Annotated in this window: 11 protein-coding genes; 4 read left to right on the top strand and 7 right to left on the bottom strand. The window is 53.5% G+C overall.

Annotation, left to right across the window (positions count from 1 at the left end; all coding sequences use genetic code 11):
• The first annotated feature begins 1 nt into the window (after position 1).
• Complete coding sequence (gene pyk / locus H7U12_RS02160) at positions 2-1,432, top strand: pyruvate kinase (protein ID WP_186632159.1); 1,431 nt, start codon at positions 2-4, stop codon at positions 1,430-1,432.
• 286 nt (positions 1,433-1,718) lie between these two features.
• Here pyk and rpsT read toward each other — a convergent pair whose 3' ends face one another.
• Entirely contained in the window at positions 1,719-1,976 is a 258-nt protein-coding gene (gene rpsT, locus H7U12_RS02155; RefSeq protein ID WP_149092485.1) for a 30S ribosomal protein S20, read from the bottom strand.
• A 432-nt stretch (positions 1,977-2,408) separates the two neighbouring features.
• On the opposite strand from rpsT, the gene H7U12_RS02150 reads away from it, so the two are divergent.
• Complete coding sequence (locus H7U12_RS02150) at positions 2,409-2,825, top strand: BrxA/BrxB family bacilliredoxin (protein WP_062545952.1); 417 nt, start codon at positions 2,409-2,411, stop codon at positions 2,823-2,825.
• A gap of 486 nt (positions 2,826-3,311) precedes the next feature.
• Here the strand turns inward: H7U12_RS02150 and H7U12_RS02145 are convergent, their stop codons facing one another.
• The 3 genes from H7U12_RS02145 to recQ all read right to left on the bottom strand — a co-directional run bounded on the left by H7U12_RS02145 (position 3,312) and on the right by recQ (position 8,420).
• On the bottom strand, positions 3,312-4,595 hold the full coding sequence (locus H7U12_RS02145; RefSeq protein ID WP_186632156.1) for an acetyl-CoA hydrolase/transferase family protein: 1,284 nt from the start codon (positions 4,593-4,595) through the stop codon (positions 3,312-3,314).
• A 186-nt stretch (positions 4,596-4,781) separates the two neighbouring features.
• The gene (gene purD / locus H7U12_RS02140; RefSeq protein WP_186632153.1) at positions 4,782-6,086 is read right to left on the bottom strand and encodes a phosphoribosylamine--glycine ligase; all 1,305 of its coding nucleotides are present in this window, start codon (positions 6,084-6,086) and stop codon (positions 4,782-4,784) included.
• 156 nt (positions 6,087-6,242) lie between these two features.
• A complete protein-coding gene (recQ, locus tag H7U12_RS02135) occupies positions 6,243-8,420 on the bottom strand; it encodes a DNA helicase RecQ (protein ID WP_186632150.1) in 2,178 nt (725 codons plus the stop codon).
• Positions 8,421-8,490: 70 nt separating this feature from the next.
• Here recQ and H7U12_RS02130 point away from each other — a divergent pair, with 70 nt between their 5' ends.
• Together H7U12_RS02130 and H7U12_RS02125 are read left to right on the top strand one after the other, a co-directional pair.
• Entirely contained in the window at positions 8,491-9,459 is a 969-nt protein-coding gene (locus H7U12_RS02130) for a KpsF/GutQ family sugar-phosphate isomerase (protein WP_186632146.1), read from the top strand.
• A gap of 1 nt (position 9,460) precedes the next feature.
• Entirely contained in the window at positions 9,461-10,537 is a 1,077-nt protein-coding gene (locus tag H7U12_RS02125) for a mannose-1-phosphate guanylyltransferase (protein ID WP_186632143.1), read from the top strand.
• A 72-nt stretch (positions 10,538-10,609) separates the two neighbouring features.
• On the opposite strand, the gene H7U12_RS02120 is transcribed toward H7U12_RS02125, so the two are convergent.
• The 3 genes from H7U12_RS02120 to H7U12_RS02110 all read right to left on the bottom strand — a co-directional run bounded on the left by H7U12_RS02120 (position 10,610) and on the right by H7U12_RS02110 (position 15,862).
• Positions 10,610-11,023, bottom strand: a complete 414-nt coding sequence (locus H7U12_RS02120; protein WP_186632140.1) for a hypothetical protein — start codon at positions 11,021-11,023, stop codon at positions 10,610-10,612.
• Positions 11,024-11,772: 749 nt separating this feature from the next.
• Positions 11,773-12,585, bottom strand: coding sequence for a 23S rRNA (guanosine(2251)-2'-O)-methyltransferase RlmB (gene rlmB / locus H7U12_RS02115; RefSeq protein ID WP_186632137.1), 813 nt, complete (start codon positions 12,583-12,585; stop codon positions 11,773-11,775).
• Between the two features lie 274 nt (positions 12,586-12,859).
• Positions 12,860-15,862, bottom strand: a complete 3,003-nt coding sequence (locus H7U12_RS02110; protein WP_186632134.1) for a glycosyltransferase family 117 protein — start codon at positions 15,860-15,862, stop codon at positions 12,860-12,862.
• Between the last annotated feature and the right edge of the window lie 23 nt (positions 15,863-15,885).

Below are 15,885 nucleotides of genomic sequence, written 5' to 3'. Positions count from 1 at the left end.
AATGGCTATCAATTTCAACAAGACCAAGATTATTGCAACAGTTGGCCCGGCCAGCAACACCCCTGAGCGCCTGCGCGCCCTGATCCAGGAAGGGGTAGACGTTTTTCGCCTGAATTTCTCCCACGGCGCTCACCACGAGCACCTGAAGGTGATTGAGCACGTTCGCGCCATCAACGCCGAAGAAGGCTTCAATATATGCTTGCTGCAAGACTTACAGGGGCCTAAAATCCGGATCAATGATGTGGAGAACGGCGCCATTGAGATTGCAGAAGGCCAGCAACTCACGTTTGTCTGCGACAAATCCATGGGTACTCCCCAGCGCCTGTCGCACAGCTACGCCCGCCTGGCCCAGGACGTACGCCCCGGCGATGCCATCCTGATTGACGATGGTAAACTGGAGGTACGCGTGCTCAGCACCGACGGCGTGAACGAGGTAATCACCGAGGTGGTGTACGGCGGTGTGGTAAAACCCCGCAAAGGCATGAACCTGCCAGACACCGTGGTAACCGCTCCTTCGCTCACCGAGAAAGACCTTCAGGACCTGCACTTTGGCCTAGACAACGATGTGGAGTGGGTGGCGCTTTCCTTTGTAAGAAAGGTAGAGGACATCCACGAGATCAAACGCATCATTGCCGAGCGCGGCAAAGATACCAAGGTGGTGGCCAAGATTGAGAAACCGGAGGCTATCCGCAACATTGACTCCATCATTGAAGCCACTGATGCCGTAATGGTAGCCCGGGGTGACCTTGGGGTGGAAGTGGGCATGGAAGGCGTGCCGATGCTGCAGAAAATGATTGTGGAGAAATGCAACGCGCAGGGCAAACCCGTGATTGTGGCTACCCAGATGATGGAAAGCATGATCACTAACCCTCGCCCAACCCGCGCCGAGACCAATGACGTGGCCAACGCGGTAATGGACGGCGCCGATACGCTGATGCTTTCTGCCGAAACGGCTGCCGGTGCCTACCCTATTGAGACCATCCGGAGCATGACGCGCACCATCCAGTCGGTTGAGACGCAGGCGGCGGTTTTCCACCGCAATTTCGTGTTCAACAAAGAGGGAGCCACCTTCTACAACGACACCGTGGTAGCCAGCGCCGTGACCTTGGCGCGTGACACCGATGCCCGCGCCCTGATCTGCTTAACCAAGTCTGGTTACACCGCTATCCAGTTGGCCAAGCATCGCCCTAAGGCGGATATCTTCGTGTTCACCGATAACCGCGTGCTCCTGAATACCCTTAACCTGGTGTGGGGTATCAGAGGTTACTACTATGACCGTTTCGTGTCTACGGATGAGACCATCGCTGACCTGAAGGAGATCCTGGTAAAAGAAGGCCACCTGAAAACCGCTGACATCTTCATCAACATCGGTTCTATGCCGGTAATGGAGAAGAAACGTGCCAACATGATCAAGCTGAGCGTGGTACACTAGGAACCAGAAATAGCTGGAGGCAACATCCAGTCTTGATAAAAGCAGAAGGCCAGTCTCCTCCCAGAGACTGGCCTTCTGCTTTTATGATCTGATTAGCTTAATTTGCCAGGAAGTAGCGGAATCTAAAAACCGCAAATCGCATTTACTACCGCATCACCAGACATAAGTCGTTTTGTGCTTGTTTTCCTGAAAAGAGGCTAAAATCAGAAAGAGCTGCAACACAAAAAGCCTTGCTTATCGCAAGGCTTCTGATACTTACCCAAGAATATAAATACTACCTAAAAGACTAGGCAGCTAAGTTATTCACGAAACGAGCCAATTTCGATTTGTTGTTGGCTGCTTTGTTTTTGTGGATCACGTTCTTCTTGGCCAACTTGTCCAGCATACCAGATACCGTCTTGAACAGCTCTTGCGCCTCGGCTTTGTCGGTTGTGGTCTTTAAACGCTTTACAAAGGTACGGGTCGTTTTCGCCTGATAGCGATTCAGCAAGCGTTTCGCGTTGTTAGATCTGATTCTTTTTAATGCTGACTTATGGTTAGCCATGGTTGTGAATATAGATAAATGCTTTTGACTCTGATTCTAAATGAGTTTGCAAAACTACAAGCTTGCCAGATAAATTCCAAGAAACTTCAGCAAATTTAATCGCCTTTCTGCTCCCCTCCCTCCTTTTAGAGGAATTCAGAAGCGAAAGAGCTTACATTGACCTGTTCTGCGGTACAAAGGTAACACTTCTCTAAAACCTATTCTAGCTTTCCCGCAAAAGTTTTCCGTGAAGTGCGCTTCCTGCGCATGATTGCCGCTTTGGCTTGAAAGAACGCGTCGGCTTAATCTGGCCCAGCGTGTCACCCCGCTATCTAGCCAGAGAATTAGTATGCTTTTGGAAACCAGAAAGCTACCTGCGGTGTTTTACGGTTGATTTTGTAATTTTACCCCAGAAACAAGATTTCACCTTTTAATTCATCCATACCCATGGCAATGTATCCTGAATATATGGTCGCTCCTATCCGGGAAGACCTGACCTCCGTTGGCTTTGAGCAACTAATGACGCCCGAAGAAGTGGAGTCTGTATTGACCCAGAAAGAAGGCACCGTGCTGGTAGCCGTTAACTCCGTGTGCGGTTGCGCCGCCGCCAAAGCCCGTCCGGCCCTGAAGATGGCCGTGGCCAGCAGCGAGCAGAAGCCTTCTAAACTGGTGACTGTTTTCGCGGGCATGGAAACCGAAGCCGTAGCCAAAGTACGCGAGTTCATGCTCCCGTATCCTCCGTCTTCTCCTTCCATCGCGTTGTTCAAAGACGGCGAGCTGGTGCACGTAATTGAGCGTCATCACATTGAAGGCAATGACCTGACCCGCATTGTAGACAACCTGCAAGGTGCCTTTGAAGAGTATTGCTAATCTGTAGCTTGCTTTCTTATAAAACAGAACGGCCTGACTTAGAGAAGTCAGGCCGTTCTGTTTTAAGACTGTTTTCCTGAAAACAGGCGGTAAACGCAAAGACCTGTGCGGCTTTGAAAACCTCACAGGTCTAATAAGTCAATCCATGGCCTGGAAGTAAATCTGGGCCGTAGTAAGTATTCCCGTTTTCAGGTCGATTTCTCAAAAATAGACGCAAAACGGAAAGCGCATGCCTGAAATGAGATTTGCATAAAAGATGATCAGCAAAGCGGTTTTCGCTGCTGAGCAGCGAGGGTAGTCAGAGACTACCCTTCATCCGTAGGCACGAGTTGCAAACTCGCGCCAGCGTGTGGCAGAGTTAGCCAGGCTTATATCACCTCATGCCCTTCCTTCGCTGGCTGCGACAGCTTTCTTTTTAGCAAGGAACTTAACCTCTCTCAATACACTCCTCCACTAATAACTGATAACTAGCCACCAGCAACTATCCTACAGGACCTTGAAGCGGTCATAGGCCAAACGTTCCAGTTCTTCCTGGTGGGTGGGGTGCGCGATATTGATCAGGGCTTTGGCGCGTTGCCGAAGGTTCTTGCCGTACAGATCCGCAATTCCGAACTCGGTGACAATGTAGCGGACGTGGGCGCGGGTGGTGGTCACGCTGGCTCCCGGCTTCAGCACATTTACAATCTTAGATTCGCCTTTGTTCGTGATGGACGGGAGCGCGATAATCGGTTTGCCGCCTTCTGACAGCGCCGCACCGCGCATAAAGTCCATCTGGCCGCCCACGCCCGAGAACTGGTACATGCCAATGCTATCGGCGCAGACCTGGCCGGTGAGGTCCACCTCAATGGCGCTGTTGATGGCGGTCACCTTGGGGTTCTGCCGGATGATGGCCGTGTCATTGGTGAAAACCGTCTCCTTCATCACCACCGATGGGTTGTCATGCAGGAAATCGAAGACTTTCTGGGAGCCGTTCACAAAGCAGGAGACAATCTTGTGCTTCAGGACGCGCTTGCGGGCCCCGGTAATCACGCCTTTCTCCACCAGCGGGATAATGCCGTCCGAGAACATTTCAGTATGGATGCCCAGGTCTTTGTGGTTGCCCAGTTGTTGCAGCACCGCATCCGGAATGCCCCCGATGCCCATCTGCAGGGTAGCTCCGTCCTCTACCAGCTCCGCCACCAGCCGGCCAATCTGCACCTCTACTTCGCCGCTGGCTTTGCTGGCGTGCTCGGGCAACGGCTCGTCTGACCACACTTTGGCGTGGAACTTACTGATGTGCACAATCCCGTCGCCGTGTGAGCGCGGCACCCGCGGGTTCACCTCGGCAATCAGAATCTTCGCCGTCTCCACCGCTGACAAAGCCACATCCACAGACGAGCCCAGCGTACAGAAGCCGTGCGCATCGGGCGGCGAGACCTGCACCATGGCCACATCCAGGGGCAAAATATTGCGCCGGAATAGCAGCGAAATCTCACTCAGGAAGATGGGAATATAATCGGCGGTGCCTTCATTGAGGGCCTGCCGGATGTTGCCGCCCACAAAGCAGGCGTTGGTCTTGAAACTGCCGGCATGCTCTGGGTATGTGTAGGGTGCGGGGCCCTCGGTGTGCATGTGGATGAACTCTACGTCGCGGAGCTCCGGGCCCCGGGCAGAAACGGCATTCACCAGCCGGAGCGGCGTCATGGCGGCTCCGTGCACAAACACCCGGTCTCCGGATTTGATCAGTTTAACGGCTTCGGCGGCGGTGGTATAGTCAGGTTGAAGGGACATGGGTAAAGGATGTTGTTGAGATGTGTTTTACGGAAATCTGCCGCAAAGTTCACGCTCATCTGCCCCCACAAAAAATGACAAAGGCCAGCCCGAGGGCCAGCCTTTGTCATTTTCAGCCTGTTTTCAGGAAATTGGCCCTAAAACATGTCAGGGCGTTCTCCTGGAAAAAAGCAGCTACGAAGCGGTTTAGATGCGTTCTGCCAAGTACCGTTTCAGGTCAAACCCGATGTCTCGCCGGAAGTTACGGCCTTGCCAGGTGATCTGGGCGGCGGCGGCGTTGGCTTTCTCCAGCGCTTCTTCCATGTCCTGGCCCAATCCGGTCACGGCAATCACCCGTCCTCCGTCAGTAACCACCTGCCCAGAAGGCGTTTGCTTGGTACCGGCGTGGAAGCAGAGCGTGTTTTCTGGCAGGGCCGTCTGCAGGCCCTGAATTTCTTTTCCTTTCTCGTAATCCTCTGGATACCCGCCTGACACCAGGAAGATGGTGGTCGCGGAGCGAGGGTCGATGTCCAGTTGGAACTGGCCCAGTTCGTGGTCGTGCAGCGCCTTGAACAGCTCAAACAGATCTGAGTTGATGCGGGGCAGAATGGCTTCCGTCTCGGGGTCGCCCAGACGCACGTTGTATTCAATCACGTACGGTTCGCCGTTGGTGTTCATGAGCCCGATGAACAGGAAACCGGTGTACGGGATGCCTTCCTGCTGCAAGCCCTGCAAGGTGGGTTCAATCACCTGGGCACGCACTTTGTTCATGAAGGCCTCATCGGCGAACGGAACGGGGGAAACCGCGCCCATGCCGCCCGTGTTCAGGCCGGCATCGCCTTCGCCAATGCGCTTGTAGTCTTTGGCCTCGGGCAGGAGCACGTACTCTTTGCCATCGGTGAGGATGAACGCCGAGAGCTCAATGCCTTGCAGAAACTCCTCTACCACCACTTTGCTGCCGGCTCTGCCAAACTTGTTGTTCTTCAGCATGCCTGTGATGGCCTCGGTGGCTTCGGTTACGTTCTGCGCAATCACCACGCCCTTGCCTGCCGCCAGGCCATCGGCTTTCAACACCACCGGGTAAGGGTGGTTCTGCAGGTACGTAAGCGCCTGGTCAAACTCCTGGGCGGTGAAGGTCTGGTAACGGGCCGTGGGGATGCCGTACTTAAGCATGAACTGCTTGGAGAAATCTTTGCTGCCTTCCAGCTGGGCGCCGGCTTTTTGCGGACCAACCACCAGAATGTGCTGCAAGAACTCCCGCTCCGCGAAATAATCCGCGATGCCTTCTACCAGCGCCGCCTCCTGGCCCACCACCAACATCATGATGTTGAAATCAGTGGCGAACTTGGCCAGCTCCTCAAAGTTGGTGATGGAAATGTCTACGTTGGTGGCAATCTGGGCGGTGCCGGCGTTCCCCGGGGCTACGAAGATTCTCTCAGCGTAAGGGCTTTGGCTAATTTTCCAGGCCAGGGCGTGCTCACGGCCGCCCGCTCCAATTATCAGTACGTTCATACAGGCATGCTTTATACTTGAGCGGCGCTCAAGCAGGATCTATGGTTTTGGTGCCGCCGTTTTGGGGCTCTTTTACATAAAACACCACTAAAATGGTGCCATTTATCTGAAACAGAAAAGCAGGTGGCTCACCTGCTTTTCTGTCTTTGGCTGAAACTAGTTCGCGTATTTAGAGAGGAATTTGATGCGCATGAGGCGCAGGTCGTCCTCAGTATAATCATCGGTACCCAGTTCTTTGATGGCGGTAGCCATGTTGTCTGTGGTGGAGCTCATGAAGTAGTCAATCACTTCCTGCTGACGGTCCTCGTCCAGTACGCCGTCAATGTAGTAGTCCAGGTTCAGCTTGGTGCCGGAGTAGCAGATGTGCTCAATCTCCTCAATCAGCTCAGACATGGTGATTCCTTTGGAGTTGGCAATCTCCTCCAGGTCCATTTTCTTGTCTATCTGCTGAATCACGTAGATTTTGAGCTTGGACTTGTTCACCGTGGTTTTCACCACCACATCGGCGGCGGTGACAATGTCGTTTTCCTCCACGTATTTGGAAATCAGCTCCAAAAACGGCTTCCCGAACTTCTGCACCTTGCCCATGCCCACGCCCGCAATGTGCGCCAGGTCTTCTCTGGTGGTGGGGTACGTGGTAGCCATCTCTTTGATGGACGGGTCTTGGAACAGCACGTACGGCGGCAGGTTCATGTCCTTGGCCAGCTTCTTGCGCAGGGCCTTGAGCATGTCAAAGAGCACGGCGTCATGCCCGGCCGCGGCCTGGGTTTCCTCTTTCTCTTCTTCCTGCTGCACTTCCTCGTCAAAGTTGTGGTCTTTGGCGAATTTGATGGCGTGCGGGCTTTTCAGGAATTTCTCGCCTTTCTCGGTGATCTTGAGCGTGCCTACGTTTTCGATGTCTTTTTCCAAAAAGTCAAACAAAAGCGCCTGCCGGATGATGGAGTTCCAGAACTGGGGCTCCTGCTCTTTGCCCACGCCAAACACCTCCAGCTGGTCATGGCTGTAGCTTTCCACGTACTGGTCTTTTAACCCGATGAGCACGTGCACCAGGTGGTCAATGGGGAAGCGCTGGTTGGTCTGCACCACCGCTTTGAGGGCGTAAGTCAGTTCCTGCTCGGCCTCAAACTTCTCTTTGGGATGCACGCAGTTGTCACAGAAACCGCAGTCTTTGTCATACTGCTCGCCAAAGTAGTGCAGCAGCTGCCGCCGGCGGCACACCGCCGAGTCAGCGTAGGAGGCCATCTCCTGCAGGAGCAGCTTGGAGTTGTCGCGCTCGGTGACGGGCTTGTCTTTGCTGAATTTCTCCAGCTTCACAATGTCATCGTAGCTATAGAACATGAGGCAGTTTCCCTCCAGCCCGTCGCGTCCGCCGCGGCCGGTTTCCTGGTAGTAGCCTTCAATGGATTTAGGGGTATCGTAGTGGATCACGAACCTAACATCGGGCTTGTCAATCCCCATGCCAAAGGCAATCGTGGCCACAATCACATCTACGTCTTCGTTCAGGAACGCGTCCTGGTTGGCCATGCGCACGTGCGAATCAAGTCCGGCGTGGTACGGCAAGGCTTTGATGTCGTTCACCTGCAGCAGCTCGGCAATTTCCTCTACCTTCTTGCGGCTGAGGCAGTAGATAATTCCACTTTTGCCTTTGTGCTTTTTGATGTACTGGATCAGCTGTTTTTTGGTGTTGTGTTTGGGTCGCACTTCATAGTACAAATTTGTACGATTAAAAGAGGACTTGAACACCGAGGCATCATCCATCTGCAGGTTTTTCTGGATGTCCAGCTGCACCTTGGGCGTGGCCGTGGCCGTGAGCGCAATGATGGGCAGATTGCCGATGTTGTCAATAATACCCCTGATTTTACGGTACTCGGGCCTAAAGTCATGCCCCCACTCTGAGATACAGTGGGCCTCGTCAATGGCCACAAACGCGATTTTGGCCTGTTTCAGGAAATCAAGCGTGTCTTCCTTGGTAAGCGATTCCGGGGCTACGTACAGGAGTTTCACCTCGCCGCTTACCGTTTCTTTCTTCACCTTGTTCATCTCGGCCTTGGAGAGCGTGGAGTTCAGGAACTGGGCGTTGATGCCAAACGCGTTCAGCTGATCTACCTGGTTCTTCATCAGCGCGATAAGGGGCGAAATCACGATCGCCGTCCCCTCCATGGCCAGGGCCGGAAGCTGGTAGCAAAGTGATTTTCCGGCACCAGTAGGCATGATCACAAAGGTGTTCTTGCCGGACATGATGTTCTCTATAATCGCCTCCTGGTTTCCCCTGAATTGACTATAGCCGAAAACTTCCTTTAATTTGTTCTTTAATGATTCTTGTTTTACTAACATGTAATATGCTTGTTGTCGAGAAACAAGGGTTTGTACTTTCTTTTGTTGTCTTGTCTAATACAAATCTAACTTGAATATCACGAAAAATATCAAAAGCACCGCAAAAAAAGTGTTGCAAGAAGAAGCCGCCGCCATTCTGCAACTCGCCGACTATATTGACGCGGATTTTGAGGCCTGCGTGGAGGCAATTTTGGCCATTAGAGGCCGTGTGGTGGTTACTGGCATTGGAAAAAGCGCCAACATTGCCACTAAAATTGTAGCCACGCTCAACTCCACCGGCACCCCGGCCCTTTTCATGCACGCCGCCGATGCCATCCACGGGGATCTGGGCATGATCCAGGCCGATGATTTCGTGATCTGCCTCTCCAAGAGCGGCAACACCCCCGAGATTAAAGTGCTGGTGCCGCTGCTCAAGCGCAAGGGCACCAAGCTGGCGGCGCTGGTCTCCAACGTAGATTCTTACCTGGCGCACCAAGCCGATTTTGTGCTGAATGCTACCATTGAGCGCGAAGCCTGCCCCAACAACCTGGCTCCTACCACCAGCACTACGGCCCACCTAGCCCTGGGCGATGCCCTGGCCGTCTGCCTGCTGGAGTCCCGCAATTTCAGCAAAGAGGATTTTGGCGCGCTGCACCCGGGCGGCTCGCTGGGCAAGCGGTTGTACCTGAAAGTAGGCGATATTTACAGCCTGAACGCCGCTCCGCAGGTAAAGACCGACGCCACCTTGAAGGAGATCATCATCGAAATCTCCTCAAAACGCCTGGGGGCTACTGCGGTTCTGGATAATTCTGGTAACTTAACCGGTATAATCACCGACGGAGACCTGCGGCGCATGCTCTCCAACTTTGACAACTTGACGGGAATTAAGGCCGCCGACATTATGACTCCGTCGCCGCTTACCATCGATTGCGAGGAATATGCCGTAGAAGCCTTAGTCACCATGCAGAAAAAGAACATCACGCAACTCATCGTCACCAAAAGCGGCACGTTCGCCGGCTTTGTGCACCTGCATGATTTACTAAAAGAAGGATTAGTATAAAATGAACGACAATACCTATGTAGTGATCATGGCAGGAGGCATTGGGAGCCGCTTCTGGCCTTTCAGCCGAGTGAACCATCCCAAACAATTCCATGATGTACTGGGCATTGGCGAAAGCATGATCCAGACCACTGTCAAACGCTTTGAAGGAATCTGCCCGCCGGAGAACATCTTCGTGGTCACGCACCGCGACTATGCCAACCTGGTGCGGGAGCACCTCCCCGACTTGTCTGACAACCAGATTCTGCAAGAGCCCATCGGCCGGAACACCGCCGCCTGTATTGCCTACGCCTGCTTTAAAATAGCCAAGCGCAACCCCACCGCCAACATTGTGATTGCGCCGGCAGATCACGTGATCCTGCGCGAAGAGTCGTTCAAGAAGTGTATAAAAGAAGCGCTGGCCGCCACGGCCAACAGTGAGATTCTGGTGACGCTGGGCATCAAACCCACCCGGCCCCATACCGGTTACGGCTACATCCAGTTCATTGACGACGAGAGCAAGGCCCTAAAGAAAGTAAAAACGTTCACCGAGAAGCCCTCGCTGGAGATTGCCCAGATGTTTCTGGACAGCGGCGAGTTTGTCTGGAATGCCGGTATCTTCATCTGGAATGCCCAGGCCATTGTAAAAGCGTTCCACCAGTACCTGGGCGACATGGCCGAGACCTTTGACGAAGGCATTCCGGTGCTGGACACCGATCAGGAAGAACAGTTCATCAACCGGGCGTACTCCCACTGCCGCAACATCTCCATTGACTACGGCATCATGGAGAAAGCCGACAACGTGTTTGTAATTCTGGGTGATTTTGGCTGGTCTGACCTGGGCAGCTGGGATTCCCTCTACAGCCTGTCAGAGAAAACCCCCGAAGGCAACGTCATAGACGGCAACGTCTTGGCCTACGATGTAAAGAATTGCATCATCAAAACCCCACCCGATCAACTGGTGGTGGTGCAAGGCCTGGAAGACTACATTGTGGCCGCCCATGACAACGTGTTCATGGTGTGCCGCCGCGAAGACGAGCAGAAAGTGAAAGACTTTGTAGCCGATGCCAAGGCCATGAAGGGCCAGAATTTTATTTAGCAGTCACACGCCAAGCAAAAAGCGGGGCACCCTGAGTTCAGGGTGCCCCGCTTTTTTATGCAAAGGGAATATTTATCGGGTTTCTGTTTGCCGTACCACGCGGTACACATCAGTGGTGTCACCTCGTTTGCGGGTAAGGGTCACTTCGCCGGATGGGTTCGTGCTCAGCGCAAAGGCTCCGTCCAGAATCAGGGTCCAGTCAAATTCGGCGGTCCAGAGAGAAGTGTTTTGAAATACCACCTCCAATCCGTCCACGCGGTAAGTGCCTCCGCCAATGGCCGGGTATTTCGCCAGGTTGCTACTGCCCGAAAAAGAGTTGCCTTCCAGCACCAACGTCACCTCGGCGGATGGATAATCGGCGGTGGGGCTGGAGCGCTGGAAGGTTCCGGTGTAGGTGCCGCTGGGTAACACCGCGGGTTCCTCCTCCTTGTCAAAACAGGAGAATGAGAGGAATAGCAAAAACAGGAGAAGTAGCTTATTTTTCATAACGATCCTTTACTATAGAAGACCCAGTTGGTGAGGGAAAGGCTGCTTCCTTCTTCCCATTTCTGCTTTTCACCAGCGGGGCTTCGTTTGTCGCTTAACGTCTAAAACGACCTAGTGCTTGTTGGTGATAACACCAACAAGGGCGAAAGTGTGAGGTGCAAGCACCAACCCTACGAAAAGACGTTTGAGCAGCTTGTTCGCACAACACCTACAGCGGAGAATCACCTTTCCCATTCCGGCTTTTTTATCAGGGAGCCTTCGTTTGTCTATCGATGCATTATCAGCCTGAAGGGCGGGAAAGCTCAAGGATGGTGCGAGGATGAACGAACAACTTGGGCAACTTGCGCAACATGAACGTTCGTGTAGAAAGTGTTTTAGAGCTATTTTTCTGAAAACAAGCCCAAAACAGGTTCAAACCGCCTACTCTACTCTACTCTACTCTACTCTACTCTACTCTACTCTACTCTACTCTACTCTACTCTACTCTACCGTGCACTTTAGCCTTCTTCGCCCTTGTTGGTGTTATCACCAACAAGTACTAAGTCGTTTCAAACAGCTACTTCTTATTCCGTTTCTGCAACAAGGCAGCTATTCTCTTGCGGTTCTCCTCCCTTTACAAACCCGCTGGCACAAAGAGCTGTCAACTTCCTCGGAAGTAAAAAAACTGCACGCACAAAAAAAGCGTTTCGGGCCTGCTTTTAGGAAAACAGGCCCGAAACGCTTTTCGTCAACGATCAAACGCTGTGGGGCTATTCGGCTTGACGCTGGCGCAGGGCTTCGTACAGGATGATGCCGCTGGCCACGGATACGTTCAGGGATTGCACCTGTCCCAGCATCGGGATTTTCACCCGCACGTCGGCGCGTTTCAGGTATTCGGGGGAGATGCCGTCTTCTTCGCTGCCCATCAGTACTGCCACGGGACCGGTTAAATCTACGGCCGCATCGGTGAGGTTATCATCGGCTTTCTCGGTACAGGCCACCACTCTGATGCCGGACTGCTTGAGGAAGTGCAGGGTATCTTTCAGGTTAGGCTCGCGGCAAACCGGGATCAGGTTCAGGGCACCGGCCGAGGTTTTCAGGGCATCGGCGTTGATCTGCGCGGCACCGCGGCTGGGAATCACAATGGCGTCCACGCCCATACACTCGGCGTTCCGGGCAATCGCACCGAAGTTCCGGACATCGGTGATGCGGTCCAGCACCAACAGCAAGGGATCTTTGCCTTTCTCGAAAAGCGAGGCGACAATCTCATCCAGGGGAGAATAGGAAATGGCGGACAGATAGGCCACCGCGCCCTGGTGGTTTTTGCGGGTGAGCTGGTCAAGTTTCTCGTTCGGGACCAAAGAGATGGGAATCTGGGCTTCACGGGCCAGCTCGGTGATCTCCTGGCTGATGCTGTGCTTGGTGCCTTTGAGCAGGTAGATTTTCTCCATGGTCTTGCCGGCATGCAAGGCTTCCAGGATCGGCCGGAGGCCGAACACCATCTCCATTTTATCTACCTTGGGCTGGGTGTAGTGTCTTGGCTTTCCGCCGCCTTCTCTATCTCTGTAATTTCTGTTCTCCATGGATGTTATGCGTTGATCTGCAGCCGCACTGCTTTTCTGAATTGCCTGCAAAGGTAGCCGTATTTCCGCAGAAATGTAGCAGAACCTGTTTCGCCCGGTTTCATGCCGCCAAAGCTTCTCTGGCTGGCTCTAAGCCTGCTTCCTGTATCCTACGAAAAAACGGGCGAACGCACTTCCCGTTTTAAGCCCTATTTTCCGAAAAGAGGCCCAAAACGGGAATAAAACAGAAGGCCGGTTATTTCTAACCGGCCTTCTGTTTTAAGTGTGCAGACTGTTACTGGCCCATCTGGCCGTAATACTGCATGAACTTCTGCTCAATCTCAGTGGCTTTCTGGGTCATGCCCACCTGGCGGGACACCTGGATCAGTTGCTGCAGGATGAAGAGGTTAATCCGGATCTCGGTCTCAAACATGGAGCTTTGGGTGAAGTAGTACCGCAAAGCCGCATCGGACCGCGCCGACATAGTATTGACAATCTCCTGAGCCCGTTTCTGGTCGCCTACCTCGTACAACGGCACTACAAACGGCGGCACGTAATAGTCATACGGGATGGATTTGTCTGGCAGTTGGGTGAAGACATAGTCCATGATTTTCTTGGCCGTGGCTTTGTCGCCGGCTTTGAGGTACTCTAGGGTTAACTGGTAATACTTGTCGCGGGCGTTGGCCGGGAAACGCAGGTAGTTCTCGTCATAGAAAATGTCTTCGCGGTCCAGGTTGCGCCAGGAGAACTTGTTCATCATGTTGTCATACATGATGTCCTTGGCGATGTAGCCCATCTGCTCAGAGCTTTTGCTCTCCACGGGCACTATCCGGTAGGCCAGCCCTTCCAACTGCAGGTAGTTGTCTAAGCCCAGGAAGTCTGAATTGTCAGCGGTGGTAGAGAAGTACACCGGGCGCTTCCAGTTGTTGTTCGCGATCAAATCCAGAATAGCCAAATGCTTTTTCTCCAGCCCGCCCTGTTTGATGGTAAAGCGCATCTGGCTCACGATGGAATCTCTATAGGCCGGCGCTACGGCGTTGGCCGCCAGCACCGCATTTTTGTCTACGTTCAGGAAGAAGTTCTTGGTAGGGAAAGACAGGTACGTGCGTCCGGAGCGGTCCCCGATCTGCAGGGCCTGGTGGTTCTGCTTCACCAACTGGATGTACTGCTGCAGGTCAATGCCGCTGGCCACCTCGGGACGCTCTACGTACGGCAGGTAGTCGTTGATGCCCTGGCGGTAATTCTCGTTCTCCAGGCTCATTGGGAACGGCTCAGATTGGTAGGCCTGGCGTTTCATTTGGTCAATGTACCAGTCAGTGTTCATGTAGGAGAGTACGGCTACGCGCACATCGGTCCGGAAACCTTCCACTTCCTGGGCGTACCACAGCGGGAACGTATCATTGTCGCCGTTGGTGAACAGGATGGCGTTGGGCGCCACGGAGCTCAACAGGTTCTTGGCCGAGTCAACGGAATGGTAACGGTCTGACCGGTTATGGTCGTCCCAGCCCTGGGCCGCCATCACGCCCGGAATCAGCAAACCTACCACCGTAGCGATCACGCCCGCCAATAGATCAGACTTCAAAGTCTTGCGCAGGAAATCAGCGATGGCCAGAACGCCCAGGCCAATCCAGATACAGTAGGCGTAGAACGCCCCGGCGAAGGTGTAATCCCGCTCACGCGGTTCAATGGGCGGTTGGTTCAGGTAAATCACAATAGCGATGCCCGTGAAGAAGAAAAGCAGACCTACCACAAAGGCATCGCGCTGTTTTCTTCTCAATTGGAAAATCAGGCCCAGAATCCCCAGCGCCAGCGGCAGCATGAAGAAGTTGTTGCGGGCTTTGCTCTCAGAGACACGGTCTGGCAGCCCGTCGCTGCCTTCCCACGGCCACAAGACGCCGGACTGCTGGATATCGCCCTCACGACCTACAAAGTTCCAGCCGAAATAACGCCAGAACATGTGGCCCATCTGGTAGCGGAACAGGAAACTCAGGTTCTCGCCAAAGCTGGGCTTCTGCCCCTCCTGAATGTCTACCCATTTCTTGTACTGGGCAATATGCGCGGGCGAGTTGCTGTACAGACGCGGCAACAGGGTCTTGTCTTTGGAGTCATATACCGGCTCTACCTTGCGGCCTACCTCCAGGTATTTGTCTTTGCCTTTGATGTACTGCGCGGCCCCTTCTTTCTGATCTACAGGCTCAGCGTTAAACTGCGGCCCGAACAGCAAAGGACGGTCACCGTACTGCTCGCGCTTCAGATAAGAAACGAAGCTTACAATGTTCTCAGGGTCGTTTTCGTCAATGGTGGGGTCATAGCCCGAGCGAATGGGAATGATCAGGTATGAAGAGTAGCCAATCAGCACGAAGATGAAGCTCAACAGCGCAGTGTGCAGCGTGCGGTTACCGGTCTTGATGGCATAGCGCACCGCCCAGACAATGAGTCCAATGAACAGGGCCACGAAGAAGATCACGCCGGCGCCAAACGGCAACCCGAAGCTGTTCACAAACATCACCTCAAAGCTTCCGGCAATAGAAGGCAGACCGGGGATGATCCCCACCAGTACCACGCCTAAGATCACGGCGCTTACCACCAGAGTGATGATAGCACCTTTGTTAGAGTATTTTCTGAGGCGGAAGAAGAAAATGAACGCCAGCGCCGGAATGGCCACCAGATTCAACAAGTGCACCCCAATGGAAAGACCCACCATGTAAGCGATCAGAATCAGCCATTTGTCAGAAACGGCATCGTGAGCGCGGCTTTCCCAGCGCAGCATGGCCCATACCACAAAAGCGGTAAAGAAGGAAGACAGAGCGTACACCTCGGCCTCAACCGCCGAAAACCAGAAAGAATCTGAAAACGTGAAGGCCAAGGCCCCTACGGTTGCCGCGCCCATAATGGCAATGGTTTGCCCCAAGGTTGGCTCCAACACGGTCTCAGCCTCTATAGTAGCTGCCGAAAGCCGGTTTACCGTTTTGGGAGTGGGCACCAGTAATTTACGCGCCAGAATAGTGATGGTCCAGAACAGGAACAAGATCGTAAACGAGCTGGAAAGGGCTGACAGTAAGTTTACCCACCAGGCCACCTGCGACGGATCACTCGCAAACATGGAGAAGATGCGGCCCAGCAACAGGTAAAAAGGCGCTCCGGGCGGGTGTGGCACTAAAAGTTTATAAGAGCAGGCAATGAATTCTCCGCTGTCCCAGAAACTGGCCGTTGGCTCCAGGGTAAGTACATACGCGATGGTGGCCACCGCAAATACCAGCCAACCCACCAGATTGTTGATCCGATTGTATTGCAACATGATGTGTTTAAGATTGAACCCTC

The sequence above is a fragment of the Rufibacter sediminis genome, from assembly GCF_014269285.1.
Lineage (GTDB): Bacteria > Bacteroidota > Bacteroidia > Cytophagales > Hymenobacteraceae > Nibribacter > Nibribacter sediminis.
Note: the sequence above shows the minus strand (reverse complement) of the source record. Positions and strands in the feature narration are given on the sequence as shown.

What these genes read in the sequence shown, in the direction of transcription:
- pyk (WP_186632159.1), top strand. Translation starts at nt 2, where the DNA reads ATGGCTATCAATTTCAACAAGACCAAGATTATTGCAACAGTTGGCCCG.
- rpsT (WP_149092485.1), bottom strand. Translation starts at nt 1,976, where the DNA reads ATGGCTAACCATAAGTCAGCATTAAAAAGAATCAGATCTAACAACGCG.
- H7U12_RS02150 (WP_062545952.1), top strand. Translation starts at nt 2,409, where the DNA reads ATGTATCCTGAATATATGGTCGCTCCTATCCGGGAAGACCTGACCTCC.
- H7U12_RS02145 (WP_186632156.1), bottom strand. Translation starts at nt 4,595, where the DNA reads ATGTCCCTTCAACCTGACTATACCACCGCCGCCGAAGCCGTTAAACTG.
- purD (WP_186632153.1), bottom strand. Translation starts at nt 6,086, where the DNA reads ATGAACGTACTGATAATTGGAGCGGGCGGCCGTGAGCACGCCCTGGCC.
- recQ (WP_186632150.1), bottom strand. Translation starts at nt 8,420, where the DNA reads ATGTTAGTAAAACAAGAATCATTAAAGAACAAATTAAAGGAAGTTTTC.
- H7U12_RS02125 (WP_186632143.1), top strand. Translation starts at nt 9,461, where the DNA reads ATGAACGACAATACCTATGTAGTGATCATGGCAGGAGGCATTGGGAGC.
- H7U12_RS02120 (WP_186632140.1), bottom strand. Translation starts at nt 11,023, where the DNA reads ATGAAAAATAAGCTACTTCTCCTGTTTTTGCTATTCCTCTCATTCTCC.
- rlmB (WP_186632137.1), bottom strand. Translation starts at nt 12,585, where the DNA reads ATGGAGAACAGAAATTACAGAGATAGAGAAGGCGGCGGAAAGCCAAGA.
- H7U12_RS02110 (WP_186632134.1), bottom strand. Translation starts at nt 15,862, where the DNA reads ATGTTGCAATACAATCGGATCAACAATCTGGTGGGTTGGCTGGTATTT.